This window comes from Campylobacter sp. RM19073, from assembly GCF_024723495.1.
Taxonomy (GTDB): domain Bacteria; phylum Campylobacterota; class Campylobacteria; order Campylobacterales; family Campylobacteraceae; genus Campylobacter; species Campylobacter porcelli.
In genome coordinates this window covers 46,893-60,653 of sequence record NZ_JANQCT010000002.1, presented here as the reverse complement: position 1 = coordinate 60,653, position 13,761 = coordinate 46,893, and the positions used below count along the sequence as shown (strand labels likewise).

Here is a 13,761-nt window from a genome sequence, read left to right as displayed (position 1 = left end):
AATAATGCTAGTAATATCAGCTCTTAGAAATGGCGGTGCTGAGAGGGTGGTGGAGCTTTTAAGCTGTGAGCTTGGCAAAAATCATCAAATAGAGACTATTTATTTTGAAGAGAACTTAAATTTATATAAAATTAGCGGTAAATTAACGCATTTAAATATCTATGAAAATAGAAGTTATCTAAGCAAATTTAGCAAATTTTTAAAAATCCGAGCCTATGTAAAAAAGAGCAATCCTGATATAATCATCTCATTTATGGATCAAACAAATATAAATTTGATTATCTCAACTATCTTTTTAAAGCCTAAAATTATAGCTACTGAGCATGTTAGTTATAATCTGCTAAAATCACGAATTTGGCGTAAAATACGAGATATTAGCTATAGATTTTGCGATGCTTTAGTAGTGCTTAGCAAGGTAGATAAGGAGTATTATAATTTTGTTAAAAATTGCAAAATTATATATAATCCGCTATATCTCAAAGCTCAAAATAGCATTAAAAAGGAGAAACTAATCCTAAGCGTGGGAAGGCTTGAGCCTGTAAAGGGGTATGATTTATATTTAGAAGCACTTGCTTTAATAGATAAAAATCTTTTAAATGGGTATAAGATTATAATCGCTGGAGATGGTAGTGAGCGTAAAAAGCTTGAGCTAAAGGCTAAAAATTTGGGGCTAGATATTGAATTTTTAGGGCATATTAGCAAGATAGAAGAGCTATATCAAAGAGCAGAGATTTTGGTTTTGCCTAGCCTTAGCGAGGCATTTGGTAATGTATTAAATGAGGCTGGAGCTTATGGAGTAGTTAGGATTAGCACTCCAACGGCTGGGGCTTTAGAGATATTGCGTGATAACATAGATGCTTTAATAGCTAAAGATTTTAGCCCAAAGGCACTAAGCAACTCTATCATAAGGGCGATTAAAGATGAAAATTTAAGAGAAAATTTAGTAAAAAATATAAATTTAGATAGGTTTTCCTCACAAAGCATAGTCCTTAAATGGGAGGAGCTAATCAAAGAGTTAAAAGGAAAATAATGAAAAAAATCTCTCTATTTATCTACTCAATGGCTGGCGGTGGGGCTGAAAGAGTGGTCTCAAATCTACTTAATGAGCTTATAAAGCGATATGAGGTATATCTGGTTTTGATGAATAATACAATATCATATAAAATTCCTCACTCTGTTAAAATCTGTTATTTGGAGAATTCAAAGCCATTTGAAAATGGATTTTTGAAATTTGCTAAACTTCCATTTTTGGCTTTAAAATATAAAAAATTATGCGATGAGCTTGGGACTAACTTGCACTTTGTATGGATGAATCGCCCCTGCTATGTAGCGGCTTTGGCTAGGATTTTTGGGGATAAAAAGCCCTTGGTATTAAATGAGTGCTCCACCCCATCTGTGTTGTATGCGAGTAATACTCTAAAGTCTAAAATAAGCAAATTTTTACTTAGATGGCTATATCCAAAGGCGGATTTCATCTATCCAAATAGCCTTGGGAATTTAAGCGATTTAAGCGATAATTTTGGCATTAGCAAGGATAAGATGAAAGTGCTTTATAACGCAATTGACATTGAAGATATTCAAAAAAAAGCTAGTGAGTTAGTTGAGTTTAAGGAGGAGTTTTTCCTAAGTGTGGGAAGATTAGATAGTGGGAAAAATCATGAGCTTTTAATCAAAGCTTATGCGGGATTAAAAAACTGCGATAAATCGCTAATTATCTTAGGCGATGGAGTTTTACGGGGTAAATTAGAAGCGTTGATAAGGGAGTTGAATTTAGAAAATAGAGTATTTTTGCTAGGATTTGATAACAATCCATATAAATATATGGCAAAATGCTATGCTTTTGTCTTTGTAAGCTTATTTGAAGGATTTTCAAATGCTTTAATAGAAGCCTTAGCGTGTGAAAAATTAGTAATTTCAAGCGATCATAAAAGCGGTGCTAGAGAGCTAATTGGGGATAATCAATGGGGCTATCTTGTGCCTACTGGCGATCAAAAAGCAACGCAAGAGGCTATGCAAAGGGCGATCGATGAGCCAGATTTTGTCAAATATTATGAAAAAAACGCTATTATAAGGGCTAGAGAATTTGATAAAAAGATAGTAGCAAAAAATCTTATAGATGAGTTAGAGGCAATATATGCAAATTTTAAATAGATACCAAATTACAATATTTATTTTAATAGCCTATTTCTTTGCTTTATTATGCAGAATGGAGTGGGTGATATGGGCAAGTAGCTATAGCGATTTTATATGGAATAACCAATTAATGATAAGCACAAATGATGGCTACGCTTATGCTGAGGGTGCTAGGGATATGATAGCTGGTTTTCATCAGCCAAATGACCTTAGCTACTATGGAGCACCGCTTTCTACCTTGACTTTTTTATTAGCTAAAATTTTGCCATTTAGCCTAGAGACAATTATATTGTATTTAAGTATATTTTTATCTTCACTTATTGTAATTCCGATGATATTAATAGGTAGGGAATTTGGCTATGCTAAGGCGTTTTTTGTCGCTAGTTTGCTTGGCTCTATCGCAAATAGCTACTATAATCGCACAATGGCTGGGTATTATGATACGGATATGCTTGTTATCGTTTTACCGCTTTTTACTATTTGGGGGTTAATTAGGCTACACTTTAAAGGGGATTTAATATCTTTTTTAATCATCGCTTTTTCAATGCTAGTGTATAATTGGTGGTATCCATCTAGCTATACTTTATGCGTTGGTATGAGTATATTTTATGCTATTTATACTCTGATTTTTGAGCGTAAAAATTTGCGTAATTACCAGGCTATTTTATTTATGATTTTAGCTATTAGTGCGGCTTGGTATATGCTTAGATTGGCTTTGATTTTGGGGCTATTTGGGCTTATATATTTTAGGTCAAATTTGCTAAATTTTAGGGTGATGAGCTTGCTTTTTGTGCTGGTTTTATCGCTTTTTGTGATCTTTGGTGGATTAAATCCTATATGGTTTCAAGCTAAATTTTATCTATTTAGAAGTCTTGGAGATAGTAGTTCGGTTGAATTTTATTTTTATAATGTCAATCAGACTATTATGGAATCAGGTAGAATAGATTTAGGGCTATTTACTCAAAGGATTAGCGGACATTGGATTATATTTATCGCTGGGGTGATAGGGTATATACTTCTTTGTAGGAAATTTAAGATTTTTTTAGTAGCTATTCCTATGGTTGGACTTGGCTTTTTAGCTCTTAAGGGTGGGTTGAGATTTACTATTTATGCGGTTCCGATTATAGCTATGGGATTTGGATTTTTGCTTTTTTATATGCTTGAGAGATTAAAAGTTAAAAGATTAAATTTAATAGCTGGGATTATAAGCGTTTTAGCCCTAATCCCATCGCTTATACACATATATTATTATAAGCCATCAAGTGTGCTATTTAATACAGAAGTAAGCGTTTTAGATAGATTAGGCAAGGTAGCTGATAGGGAGGATTATACCTTAGCTTGGTGGGATTATGGATATGTGATTAGATATTATAGCGATACAAAGACGCTAATTGATGGTGGAAAGCATTTAGGCAGGGAGAATTACGCAGTTAGTTATGCTCTAACTATGCCACCAAGTAGCTCAGCCAATATGGCTAGACTTGAGGTAGAATATACACAAATGGGCTATGAGAAGGATTATGGTGGCAAAAATTTAGAGCAAATCTTAAAAGATTATAACTATAGTGATTTAACTAAATTTTTAAGCGATATTAAAAGTGATAAATTTAATCTACCACAAAAAAGTCGTGATATATACTACTTTTTGCCAGATAGAATGCTAGGAATATTCCCTATAGTTAGCAAATTTTCTCGTTTGGATCTATTAAATGGCAAGGAGTGGGCCGATCCGTTCTTTGTAGTGGCTACAAATTTCACTCAAATAAAAGATGGAATTGCTCTAAATAATGGGATAATAATCTCAAATGACGCCACCTATATCGATTTAAATGGTCAAAAATTTAGAGTAAATAGCTACATAGAAACCAAATATGATGAGAATATGAAACTTAGTAAGAGCATACACAATATAGATAATCTAGCTGATATTTATCTGATTTATATGGTTGATTATGGGCGATTTATCTTGCTTGATAAGGAGATGTTTAATAGCACTTTTATCCAGCTTTATGTGCTTGAGAATTATGAAAAAACGCCATTTGAGCCTGTGATATTAGACCCAACTGCTAAGGTATATAAATTAAAAAGGTAGCACTATGAAAATAGGATTTTTATCCCATTCAGATATGAGTATATATCACTTTAGATTGCCTATTATGCAAGCTTTAAAGGATTTAGGGCATGAGGTGATCGCTATTGTGCCAAAGGGTAGTTATAATGAGCTGATTAAAGCGGAATTTAGGCTTATAAATTATGATATTGATAAGGCTAGTTTAAATCCATTTAGGGTGTTTAAAGATACAAAAAATTTAACAAAATTATTAAAATCATTAAATTTGGATTTAATCCAAACTTCAGCTCACAAATCAAATATATTTGGCACACTAGCCGCTAAAAGAGCTGGTATAAAATATATAGTAAATTTAGTTGAAGGGCTAGGTAGCTTTTACACATCAAATTCATTTAAAAATATAGCTGTTAGATATATTATTGAAATCCTATATTTTATCACTTTTAGACTCTCAAATGCTACAATTTTTGTTAATGATTCAGATCCAAACTATATGCTAAATCATCATCTAATCCCAAAGAGTAAGGTCATTCGCATAAAAAGCGTAGGCGTGGATGCAAATAAATTTAACCCACAAATTCTCAATCCATATAACTTTAATAGCGATAAAAAAATTATATTAATGGTAGCTAGAGCATTAAAAGATAAAGGTGTTATGGAGTTTTACCAAGCAGCTAGGATATTAAAAGATAGAGATGATTGTCAATTTGTATTTGTAGGCTCAAGCGACCCTAATAATCCATCAAGCATTGATGAGAGCTTTTTATCTAGCACCAATGTAACCCACATAAGCTGGAGTGATGAGATAGCAAATATGCTAGTATCTTGCTATATGTTTGTTTTGCCAAGTTATAAAGAGGGGTTTGCTCGCACTATTTTAGAGGCTATGAGTATGGCTAAACCATCAGTTGTAAGCAACTGCGATGGATGCGTGGAGGCTATAGATGATGGCGTTAGTGGCTTAATTTGCAAGATAAGAGATCCAGTCGATTTAGCAAATAAGATAGCAACTCTTTTAGATGATAGCTTATTAGCTACTAAGATGGGTAAAAATGCTAGAGATATAGTATTGGCTAATTATAATCAACCTCTTATAACAACAAAATATATTAAATTTTATAAGGCATTAGCAGGTGTATAGATATTTTTTTAAAAGAGTATTTGATATTTTAGGTGCTTTGATTTTGATTATTTTGACCTTGCCTGTGATGATATGGGCCTGTTTTGCTATCAAAAGAGAGCTTGGCTCTCCTGTGATATTTACCCAGTCTCGTCCTGGCAAGGATGAAAAGATATTTAAAATTTACAAATTTCGCTCAATGAGTAATGAGAGAGATAGTGATGGGAATTTGCTAAGCGATGAGATTCGCCTTGGCAAATTTGGCAAAAAGATTAGAGCGCTTAGCATAGATGAGCTACCACAACTTTTTAATGTATTAAAAGGCGATATGAGCTTTATAGGACCTAGACCGCTTTTAGTCGAGTATCTACCGCTATACTCAAAGGAGCAAAAACGCCGCCATAATGTCCGTCCAGGTATCACAGGTCTAGCTCAAGTAAATGGGCGAAACGCTATAAGCTGGGGGGAGAAATTTAAATTTGATACATTTTATGCTGATAATTTAAGCTTATTTTTAGATATAAAAATCGCCATACAAACCATCAAAAAGGTGATAAAAAAAGATGGAGTAAATAAAGATGGTATGGCAACTACGGAGAAATTCAATGGCTGCAACTAGCCTTTATATCTATGGCAATGGCGGTCATGCTAAGGTCGTAGCTGATATTGCTAGGGCAAATGGATATGAGAATTTGATATTTTTAGATGATAATGATGGATTGAAATTTAGCCCAAATCTACCAAAATATCCAGTTATAATCGCTATTGGCAATGCTGAGGCTAGAGCGAGAGTACAAAATTTGGTTTTATCAAGCGGATTTGAGTTAATTACGCTAATCCACCCTACAGCCATCATATCTAATAGTGTTAAAATCGGCGTTGGAAGCGTGGTTATGCCAGGAGCGATAATAAATGCTAATAGCGTAATTGGAAGTGGAGTTATCGTAAATAGCGGTGCTATAATAGAGCATGATTGTCTAATAGATGATTTTGCTCATATCTGCCCAGGGGTAGCTATAGCCGGTGCTGTAAGCGTTGGCAAACGATCGTGGATAGGGATAGGAAGTAGCGTAATTCAAGGGATTAAAATAAAGCAAGATATAGTCATAGGTGCTGGAAGTGTCGTAGTTAAAGATATTTTAGAAGGTAGCTTAGCCTATGGAAATCCATGCAGGGTAGTAAAAAGATAAATTTATGCGTGATTTAATCTATTTGGTAGCTTAGGCTGGATTATTGGGTTTGGTAATCCAAGCTTTTAGCTCTATTTTTTTACAAAGCTTTATAAATAAAATTTATAATATTGCTAATTTAAATCTTATAATTTATAGATAGATAATCGCTATAAATTATAAATTTATATATTAAGCCAAAATATCTAGCTTATTATCGCTATTAATAGTAGTTTGATTTATCGTACTACTATTAAGTTCAACTTTGATTTTATCATCTTTATTATCTTTTTTCCCTTCCTCTTGTTTTTCTAGTATTTTTAATAGATCATATGTTTGATGAAGCTCCTTTGGCACACAAGCATGTTGAAGCATTGTCATTCTTACCATTTTATATCCTTAAAAATAGTTTTTACAATATTATCTATTTATATATTAAATTATACTTAAAATATATAGATTTTAAAAATATATTTAAGAATTAATAAAGGATACATTATATTTCTATTAAAAATTATAAATAAACCTAATAATTATCAAATTTTAGTTAGAGTGTAGTTAGCTAATTGATAGCTATCATCGCATAATTTAGCCATATATTCATCGTGAGTTACTAATACCAAAGCAGCTTCATTGCTCTTTACATAGTCAAATATTATGCTCATTACCTCTTTAGCGGTTATTTGATCTAAATTTCCAGTTGGCTCATCTGCAAATATTATTTTAGGTTTTTTAGCTAAAACTCTAGCGATACTAACTCTTTGTTGCTGTCCGCCGCTAAGTTCGCCTATTTTTTGATTTATTACCTTATCTATATTTAGAGCTTTTAATAGTTTTGCTTCTATTTTTTGACCGCTTAGTATTGTAGCAAGCTCGATATTTTCAAACCCATTAAACCCCTTAAATAGATAGTGTGCTTGAAAGATAATGCCAAAGTCATATCTGCGAATTTTTAAAAGCTCATCGCTAGTTAGATTATAAAGCGATTTATCGTTGTATATAACTTCACCGCTAACTGGTTTTAAAAGGGTGGATAGAATGTGTAAAATTGTAGATTTACCGCTACCACTTACCCCCATAATAGCGGTGGTGGTAGCTGGTTTTATATCTAAGTTTATATTATTAAAAAGCTGATAGTCAAATTTATGAGATAAATTCAACGCTTTTAGCATTATTAAGCCATTTGAGCGGCTACTTCAGCTGCAAAGTCTTCGCTCTTTTTCTCTAGACCTTCACCTACTTCAAATCTTACATAGCTTACGATTTCTATTTGACCGCCAAGTTTTTTAGCCTCTTCAGTGATAACTTGCTCAATAGTTTTTTTATCATCCATTACATAGAATTGCCCTAAAAGAGTAAGTCGTTGGTCTAATTGAGTATTATCTGCTATATATCTATCGATTTGACCTGGAAGGATTTTATCCCAGATGGCTTCAGGTTTGCCTTGTTTTCTTAGCTCTTCTTTTAAATTCTCAGTTGCTCTAGCTATTACTTCATCGCTTAATTGAGCACGGCTAGCAAATTCTGGTATTTTGTGAAGTGGCTTTTTAAGGCGAACTAGCTCTTCGTTTTCTTTTTCAAGCTCACCTTTAAGAGCTAGATACTCTTTTTCTATAAATTCAGGGTCAAACTCTTTATAGCTGATGACTTGAGGCTTCATAGCAGCTGCGTGCATACAAAGATTTCTTAAGAAATCGTGGATTTTACTAGCTGTCTCTTCAGAATCACAAGCCGCACCAATAAGAACGCCCACACGGCTATTTGAGTGGATATATCCAGCTACAATCCCATTTTTACTAACTTTGATAGTTTCAAATCTTCTTACAACTAAATTTTCGCCGATAGTTGCGATTTGGCTTTGGAAATACTCTTCAAATTTAACTCCGCCTATGCTAGACTCTTTTAGCTCATCAACTGTAGTGATTGAGTTTGTCTGTACATGAAGAGTTGTATTTTTAACTAGATCGACAAAGGTTGCATTTTTAGCCACAAAGTCAGTTTCAGAGTTAATCTCTGTGATAGTTGCTGTTTTATTATCATCACTTACAACCACACTTACAAGACCTTCACTAGCTAGGCGATCAGCCTTTTTAGCAGCCTTACCAAGACCTTTTTCTCTTAGTATATCAACTGCTTTTTCCATATCTCCATTAGCTTCTTGAAGAGCCTTTTTGCAGTCCATCATACCAGCTCCGGTGCTTTCACGGAGCTCTTTTACCATACCTGCGCTAATTTCCATTACTCTTCCTCGCTTTCAAACATAGCTTCTGCTAATACTTCATCTTTCTCTTCTTGAGTTGGAGCTTCTATCTCTTCTATGGTCTCATCTTGATCTCTTAGAGCCTTACCTTCATTTATCGCTTCAGCCATCTCTTGGCAGAATAGTTGAACGCTCCTTATCGCATCATCATTGCCTGGAATTGGGTAGTCGATAATATCTGGGTCGCAGTTTGTATCGATTGGTGCTACAACTGGTATTTTCAATTTGTTAGCTTCTGCAACGGCGATCTTCTCTTTTACTGTATCGATTACAAATATCATATCAGGAAGTGTTTTTATATTTCTAATACCGCCTAGAGTTGCGATTAATTTCTCTTTTTTACGGCGAAGCATTAGGGCTTCTTTTTTAGTTAATAAATTTATAGAGCCATCTTCTTCCATAGCTTCTATAACTTCAAGCTTTCTTATAGATTGTCTAATTGTCCCAAAATTCGTCATCATACCGCCAAGCCATCTGTGATTTACATATGGCATACCGCATTTTTCAGCATACTCTTTTACTGCGATACCAGCTTGTTTTTTAGTGCCGACAAATAGTATAGTTTTGCCTTCAGCTGCGGCGTCTCTTACTATATTATATGTGTATCTAAAATATCTAATAGTTTTTTGTAAATCTATTATATAAATGCCTTTTCTCTCGCCAAAAATGAATTTTTTCATCTTTGGATTCCAGCGTCTTGTTTGGTGACCAAAATGCACACCGCACTCTAGTAAATCTCTCATAGTTACCATGAGTTTCTCCTTAAAATTAAATTTAGTTTATTCCCTCTACGCTCCTTAACAGCGGCATTTGCTGCAACTAAACAAGGATTAGCGTATGTGAAATGAAGGTGGCATTCTATCTAAATTTAACTTATTATTTGCTGAGTTGGAATTTCTCTTTTATATTTTCTAATGAGTTAAATATTTGGGCGATTTTTTCTAAATCATAGCCTTGAATTTCAAAATTTTTAGCCTTGAAAAATAGCTCTAAAAGTGCGATATTTTCTCCAAATTCTAATCCATAATTTCTAGCATTTTGCGAAATTTTTAAAAGCTCTATATCTGTATATCTCTCATACATTTTCACCCCTTTAACATTATAAATCCAGCAAATCTACCTGTGATTTTATCCCTTCTATATGAGTAAAATCTCTCATCGCAATGGTTGCAAATATCGCTAAATTCATAATCTACCACCCCAAGAGTATTAAGCTCAGCTCTCAAAGCCCCATTTATATCAAATTTAGCATTATCTTTAAATTTATTAAATTCCCCAAGATCCAAATCCCCTATCTCATAGCAATTTTTTTTGATATTTGGTCCGATTATGGCTTTTATATTTTTAGGGTTTGAGCCCATTTTATCGATAGTTTTGCTAACTATTTTTGATACTACTCCAGCCCTACCAGCGTGGATAGCAGCAACTACGCCTAGCTTTTTATCATAGAGCAAAACCGCAGCACAATCAGCCACCATAACGCAAATCCCAACGCCCTTTAAATGGGTAAAAATCGCATCACAAGGTGGCAAATTTAATCCGCTATACTCCATCACAAAATCAGAGTGTATCTGCTCCATAAAAATTAAATTTTTAGCCCCAATTTTACTAGCTAGAATATCTCTATTTTGCCTTACATTTTGGCTACTATCGCCGACATGATAAGCTAAATTCAAACTCCCATAAACGCCATTGCTAACTCCGCCAAATTTAGTTGTAAATCCAGCAATTATTTTATCATCATCAATAGATACTAGCATAAAAATCAGCCTTTTGCCAAGTAAGAGCTTGGCTTTTTGAGTTTAAAATTCTATCAATATAACGAGCTAAAATATCGCTTTCTATATGAACTCTCCTACCTACTTTAAACTCTCCAAATAGCGTATCTTTCATGCTTATAGGGATTAGGGTTAGACGCATTAAATTTGAGCTAATATCATTAATGGTTAAGCTCACCCCCTCAACTGCGATAGCTCCCTTATTTGCCACTAAATGTAAAATTTCATCTGGCAATTCTATGATAAAATCCACCCCAGTTTGTAATTTTTTAATGCTTTTTATCACTCCGATTGCATCTATATGGCCTTGCATTAAATGCCCATCAATCCTATCGCCAATCCTCATAGCTGGTTCTATATGAACCCTATCTTTATAATTTTCTAAGGCTAATATATTAGCACTTTCACTACTTAATTCTACTACAAATCCATCTTTATCAATGTTTGTCACACTCAAGCAAGCGCCATTTACAGCTATACTATCACCTAAATTTGGCTTATAAGTAGCCTTTATGCTTAGATTTTTACCATCAAAGCTACGCACAATGCCAATCTCACGAATTAGACCATTAAACATAATCACCCCAAATTTAAATAGCCAAATTATAGCTATTTTTTCTAAATTCAACCAAAAATACAAGATTCAATTTATAAATCTTTTACTATAAATTAGGTAAAATCGCCCCTAAAAATTACAAGGCAAATTATGAAGTATGATATTATCGTAGTTGGTGGAGGACACGCTGGGATTGAGGCATCCTTAGCTGCGGCTAAAATGGGAGCTAAAACCCTACTTATAACCATCTTAGCAGAGCAAATAGGCGCAGCTAGTTGTAATCCAGCTATTGGAGGATTAGCTAAGGGGCATTTGGTTAAAGAGATAGATGCTTTAGGCGGTCAAATGGGTCTTACTACTGATGAGTGTGGGATTCAGTTTCGACTATTAAATGAGAGCAAAGGTCCAGCCGTGCGTGGTAGTAGAGCTCAAATCGATATGGATAGATATAGAATTTATATGCGAAATTTGCTTTTAAATACTCCAAATTTACAGATCACTCAAGAGATCGCTACTGAGATTTTAACATTAAATTCAAAAATTATAGGAGTTAAAACCCACTTAGATAATGAGTATAGCTGTGATAAACTCATCATAACAACAGGAACATTCCTAAATGGCTTAATCCATGTGGGCACAAATAAGCTTGAAGCTGGTCGTGTAGGGGAATTAAGCTCAAAAGAGCTATCAAGCTCACTATCATCTCTTGGGCTTGAAATGGGTAGATTAAAGACTGGGACTTGCCCAAGGGTATTAGCAAATTCGATTGATTTTAGCGTTTTGGAAATTCAAGATGGCGATACCAATCCAAAGCCATTTAGCTTTAGAAGTAAAAATTGGAGCAAAAAGCAGCTCCCATGCTATATAGCTTATACCAATGAAACCACGCATGATATTATAAGATCAAATTTCAATAGAGCTCCACTATTTACAGGGCAGATAGAAGGGGTAGGGCCAAGGTATTGCCCAAGCATCGAAGATAAGATAAATCGCTTTGGAGATAGGGAGCGCCATCATCTATTTATAGAGCCTCAAACTCTAGAGGCTACTGAATACTATATAAACGGCTTTTCAACCTCACTTCCATATGATGCGCAAGTAGCAATGCTAAGGTCGATTAAGGGCTTTGAAAATGCGATTATTGTCCGTCATGGATATGCTATAGAATATGATTATGTCAATCCAACCGAGCTTAAGCACACACTAGAGACAAAAAAGATTAGTGGGTTATATTTAGCCGGGCAGATAAATGGAACTACAGGATATGAAGAGGCTGCGGCTCAAGGGCTTATGGCTGGGATTAATGCTACTTTAAATTTACAAAATAAAGAGCCATTGATACTTCGCAGAGATGAGAGCTATATAGGTGTTTTAATAGATGATCTAGTCACAAAAGGGACAAAAGAGCCATATAGAATGTTTACTAGTAGGGCGGAATTTAGGCTACTTTTAAGGGAAGATAACGCAAATTTAAGACTTAGCAAATATGGATTTGATATAGGATTATTACCAAAAGAGGCTTATGATGAGGTTGTGGCTTTAAAAGATGAATTGCAAAAAGCGATGGAGCTTTTGCTTACTAATGAGATTACGCCAAATAAAGATACTCTTGAGTTTTTAGCAGATATGGGCGAAGAGCCAATAAATGAGAAGATAACGCTACAAAAATTGGTAGCTAGAAAGAGCTTTGATGAAGATAAGCTTAGAAAGCTTGATTTATTCTTTGAAAATTTAAGCAAAGAGTCTATAAACCAAATTCTAACAGAGGCAAAATACTACCATTACATCGCCCAGCAACACATAGAAGTTGAGAAGATGAAAGGGCTTTTGGATATTAAAATCCCAAGCGATTTGGATTTTAAATCAATTAGCGGGTTGAGTAATGAGGTGGTTGAAAAGCTTATTAAATTTACTCCACCAACTCTTGCGGCAGCTTCAAATATCAGCGGAATCACCCCAGCAGCCATAGATATTTTGCATATTGCTATTAAACATCATAAATTTAGCTAAGCTTTGAGCCTAGCTAATTTCTTTACTAAAATTAATTCTAATTAAATAAAATTTTAACTTTAAAATGGTAGAATTATGGGTTTAGTTTCGCTTTTATAATATAAAAGTTAGCTTAAATTTAGTGGCAATAATCAAAATAATAGAAAGGAAAAAAATGTCTATTCAAAAGCAAGAAAGACGCGATTTCATCGGAATGGCATTTGGTGCTGTCGCAGCTGTGGGCGGTGCTTTTGCTTTGGTTGGGATGAAAAAGTCTTGGGATCCACTTCCTAGCGTTAAGGCAGCTGGTTTTACCACAGTAGATCTAAGCCCTATGCAGCCTGGCGAATTTCGCCAAGTAGAGTGGCGTAAAAAGCCTATTTTTATCATCAAAAAAGATGAGAGTATGAAGGCTAATCCTTCAAGAGATGTAGTTGTAGGAAATGAAAACTATATAGTTACAATAGGTCTTTGTACTCACCTTGGGTGCATACCTAGCTGGAGTGCTAGTGATAAGATGTTTAAATGCGCCTGTCATGGTGGTGAGTTTAATTCTGATGGCATGAATGTGTTTGGGCCGCCACCTCGTCCGCTGGATATTCCACCATTTAAAATTGATGGGACTAAGCTTGTGCTAGGCGAAGAGGGGCCTGAGTACAAAAAATTAGTCGCAACAGCATAAGGG

15 protein-coding genes are annotated in these 13,761 nt (G+C 34.5%); 8 read left to right on the top strand and 7 right to left on the bottom strand.

All coding sequences use genetic code 11. The features are described 5' to 3' along the window. Positions 1-4: 4 nt before the first annotated feature. The 6 genes from CSUIS19073_RS01620 to pglD are packed head-to-tail and all read left to right on the top strand — an operon-like array spanning position 5 to position 6,514. Positions 5-1,030 (top strand): glycosyltransferase, encoded by a 1,026-nt coding sequence (locus CSUIS19073_RS01620; RefSeq protein ID WP_236845283.1) that lies wholly within the window; start codon positions 5-7, stop codon positions 1,028-1,030. After that, positions 1,030-2,151, top strand: a complete 1,122-nt coding sequence (pglJ, locus tag CSUIS19073_RS01615; protein WP_086237031.1) for an N-acetylgalactosamine-N,N'-diacetylbacillosaminyl-diphospho-undecaprenol 4-alpha-N-acetylgalactosaminyltransferase — start codon at positions 1,030-1,032, stop codon at positions 2,149-2,151. Before CSUIS19073_RS01620 ends, pglJ begins: the two co-directional genes overlap by 1 nt. Beyond that, positions 2,135-4,225, top strand: a complete 2,091-nt coding sequence (locus CSUIS19073_RS01610) for an STT3 domain-containing protein (RefSeq protein WP_086242351.1) — start codon at positions 2,135-2,137, stop codon at positions 4,223-4,225. The genes pglJ and CSUIS19073_RS01610 overlap by 17 nt, the downstream gene beginning before the upstream one ends. A gap of 4 nt (positions 4,226-4,229) precedes the next feature. After that, on the top strand, positions 4,230-5,345 hold the full coding sequence (gene pglA / locus CSUIS19073_RS01605) for a N,N'-diacetylbacillosaminyl-diphospho-undecaprenol alpha-1,3-N-acetylgalactosaminyltransferase (RefSeq protein WP_086237029.1): 1,116 nt from the start codon (positions 4,230-4,232) through the stop codon (positions 5,343-5,345). Beyond that, positions 5,338-5,943 carry an undecaprenyl phosphate N,N'-diacetylbacillosamine 1-phosphate transferase gene (gene pglC / locus CSUIS19073_RS01600; RefSeq protein WP_086242352.1) on the top strand — a complete coding sequence of 202 codons (606 nt, stop codon included), beginning with the start codon at positions 5,338-5,340 and terminating at the stop codon, positions 5,941-5,943. Before pglA ends, pglC begins: the two co-directional genes overlap by 8 nt. Next, on the top strand, positions 5,930-6,514 hold the full coding sequence (gene pglD, locus CSUIS19073_RS01595) for a UDP-N-acetylbacillosamine N-acetyltransferase (RefSeq protein WP_086237027.1): 585 nt from the start codon (positions 5,930-5,932) through the stop codon (positions 6,512-6,514). The genes pglC and pglD overlap by 14 nt, the downstream gene beginning before the upstream one ends. A 171-nt stretch (positions 6,515-6,685) precedes the next feature. Here the strand turns inward: pglD and CSUIS19073_RS01590 are convergent, their stop codons facing one another. The 7 genes from CSUIS19073_RS01590 to ribE all read right to left on the bottom strand — a co-directional run bounded on the left by CSUIS19073_RS01590 (position 6,686) and on the right by ribE (position 11,108). Beyond that, complete coding sequence (locus CSUIS19073_RS01590) at positions 6,686-6,883, bottom strand: hypothetical protein (RefSeq protein WP_086237026.1); 198 nt, start codon at positions 6,881-6,883, stop codon at positions 6,686-6,688. 146 nt (positions 6,884-7,029) lie between these two features. After that, complete coding sequence (locus tag CSUIS19073_RS01585; protein ID WP_086237025.1) at positions 7,030-7,665, bottom strand: ABC transporter ATP-binding protein; 636 nt, start codon at positions 7,663-7,665, stop codon at positions 7,030-7,032. Positions 7,666-7,667: 2 nt separating this feature from the next. Then, positions 7,668-8,732 (bottom strand): translation elongation factor Ts, encoded by a 1,065-nt coding sequence (gene tsf, locus CSUIS19073_RS01580; RefSeq protein WP_086237024.1) that lies wholly within the window; start codon positions 8,730-8,732, stop codon positions 7,668-7,670. Next, positions 8,732-9,505: a 30S ribosomal protein S2 gene (gene rpsB, locus CSUIS19073_RS01575; RefSeq protein WP_086242353.1), complete on the bottom strand. Its 774-nt coding sequence runs from the start codon at positions 9,503-9,505 to the stop codon at positions 8,732-8,734. The genes tsf and rpsB overlap by 1 nt, the downstream gene beginning before the upstream one ends. 124 nt (positions 9,506-9,629) lie before the next feature. Then, positions 9,630-9,836: a hypothetical protein gene (locus tag CSUIS19073_RS01570; protein ID WP_086242354.1), complete on the bottom strand. Its 207-nt coding sequence runs from the start codon at positions 9,834-9,836 to the stop codon at positions 9,630-9,632. A 2-nt stretch (positions 9,837-9,838) separates the two neighbouring features. Beyond that, on the bottom strand, positions 9,839-10,513 hold the full coding sequence (gene pgeF, locus CSUIS19073_RS01565; RefSeq protein WP_086242355.1) for a peptidoglycan editing factor PgeF: 675 nt from the start codon (positions 10,511-10,513) through the stop codon (positions 9,839-9,841). Continuing rightward, the gene (gene ribE, locus CSUIS19073_RS01560) at positions 10,497-11,108 is read right to left on the bottom strand and encodes a riboflavin synthase (RefSeq protein ID WP_086242377.1); all 612 of its coding nucleotides are present in this window, start codon (positions 11,106-11,108) and stop codon (positions 10,497-10,499) included. The genes pgeF and ribE overlap by 17 nt, the downstream gene beginning before the upstream one ends. 129 nt (positions 11,109-11,237) lie before the next feature. On the opposite strand from ribE, the gene mnmG reads away from it, so the two are divergent. Then, positions 11,238-13,097, top strand: a complete 1,860-nt coding sequence (gene mnmG / locus CSUIS19073_RS01555; RefSeq protein WP_086237020.1) for a tRNA uridine-5-carboxymethylaminomethyl(34) synthesis enzyme MnmG — start codon at positions 11,238-11,240, stop codon at positions 13,095-13,097. A 154-nt stretch (positions 13,098-13,251) separates the two neighbouring features. Next, the gene (petA, locus tag CSUIS19073_RS01550) at positions 13,252-13,758 is read left to right on the top strand and encodes a ubiquinol-cytochrome c reductase iron-sulfur subunit (protein ID WP_086237019.1); all 507 of its coding nucleotides are present in this window, start codon (positions 13,252-13,254) and stop codon (positions 13,756-13,758) included. Positions 13,759-13,761: the final 3 nt, after the last annotated feature.

Bases quoted from the DNA above. Each gene is read 5' to 3' on its own strand.
- CSUIS19073_RS01620 (WP_236845283.1), top strand. From the start codon at position 5: ATGCTAGTAATATCAGCTCTTAGAAATGGCGGTGCTGAGAGGGTGGTG.
- pglJ (WP_086237031.1), top strand. From the start codon at position 1,030: ATGAAAAAAATCTCTCTATTTATCTACTCAATGGCTGGCGGTGGGGCT.
- CSUIS19073_RS01610 (WP_086242351.1), top strand. From the start codon at position 2,135: ATGCAAATTTTAAATAGATACCAAATTACAATATTTATTTTAATAGCC.
- pglA (WP_086237029.1), top strand. From the start codon at position 4,230: ATGAAAATAGGATTTTTATCCCATTCAGATATGAGTATATATCACTTT.
- pglD (WP_086237027.1), top strand. From the start codon at position 5,930: ATGGCTGCAACTAGCCTTTATATCTATGGCAATGGCGGTCATGCTAAG.
- CSUIS19073_RS01590 (WP_086237026.1), bottom strand. From the start codon at position 6,883: ATGGTAAGAATGACAATGCTTCAACATGCTTGTGTGCCAAAGGAGCTT.
- CSUIS19073_RS01585 (WP_086237025.1), bottom strand. From the start codon at position 7,665: ATGCTAAAAGCGTTGAATTTATCTCATAAATTTGACTATCAGCTTTTT.
- tsf (WP_086237024.1), bottom strand. From the start codon at position 8,732: ATGGAAATTAGCGCAGGTATGGTAAAAGAGCTCCGTGAAAGCACCGGA.
- rpsB (WP_086242353.1), bottom strand. From the start codon at position 9,505: ATGGTAACTATGAGAGATTTACTAGAGTGCGGTGTGCATTTTGGTCAC.
- CSUIS19073_RS01570 (WP_086242354.1), bottom strand. From the start codon at position 9,836: ATGTATGAGAGATATACAGATATAGAGCTTTTAAAAATTTCGCAAAAT.
- pgeF (WP_086242355.1), bottom strand. From the start codon at position 10,513: ATGCTAGTATCTATTGATGATGATAAAATAATTGCTGGATTTACAACT.
- ribE (WP_086242377.1), bottom strand. From the start codon at position 11,108: ATGTTTAATGGTCTAATTCGTGAGATTGGCATTGTGCGTAGCTTTGAT.
- mnmG (WP_086237020.1), top strand. From the start codon at position 11,238: ATGAAGTATGATATTATCGTAGTTGGTGGAGGACACGCTGGGATTGAG.
- petA (WP_086237019.1), top strand. From the start codon at position 13,252: ATGTCTATTCAAAAGCAAGAAAGACGCGATTTCATCGGAATGGCATTT.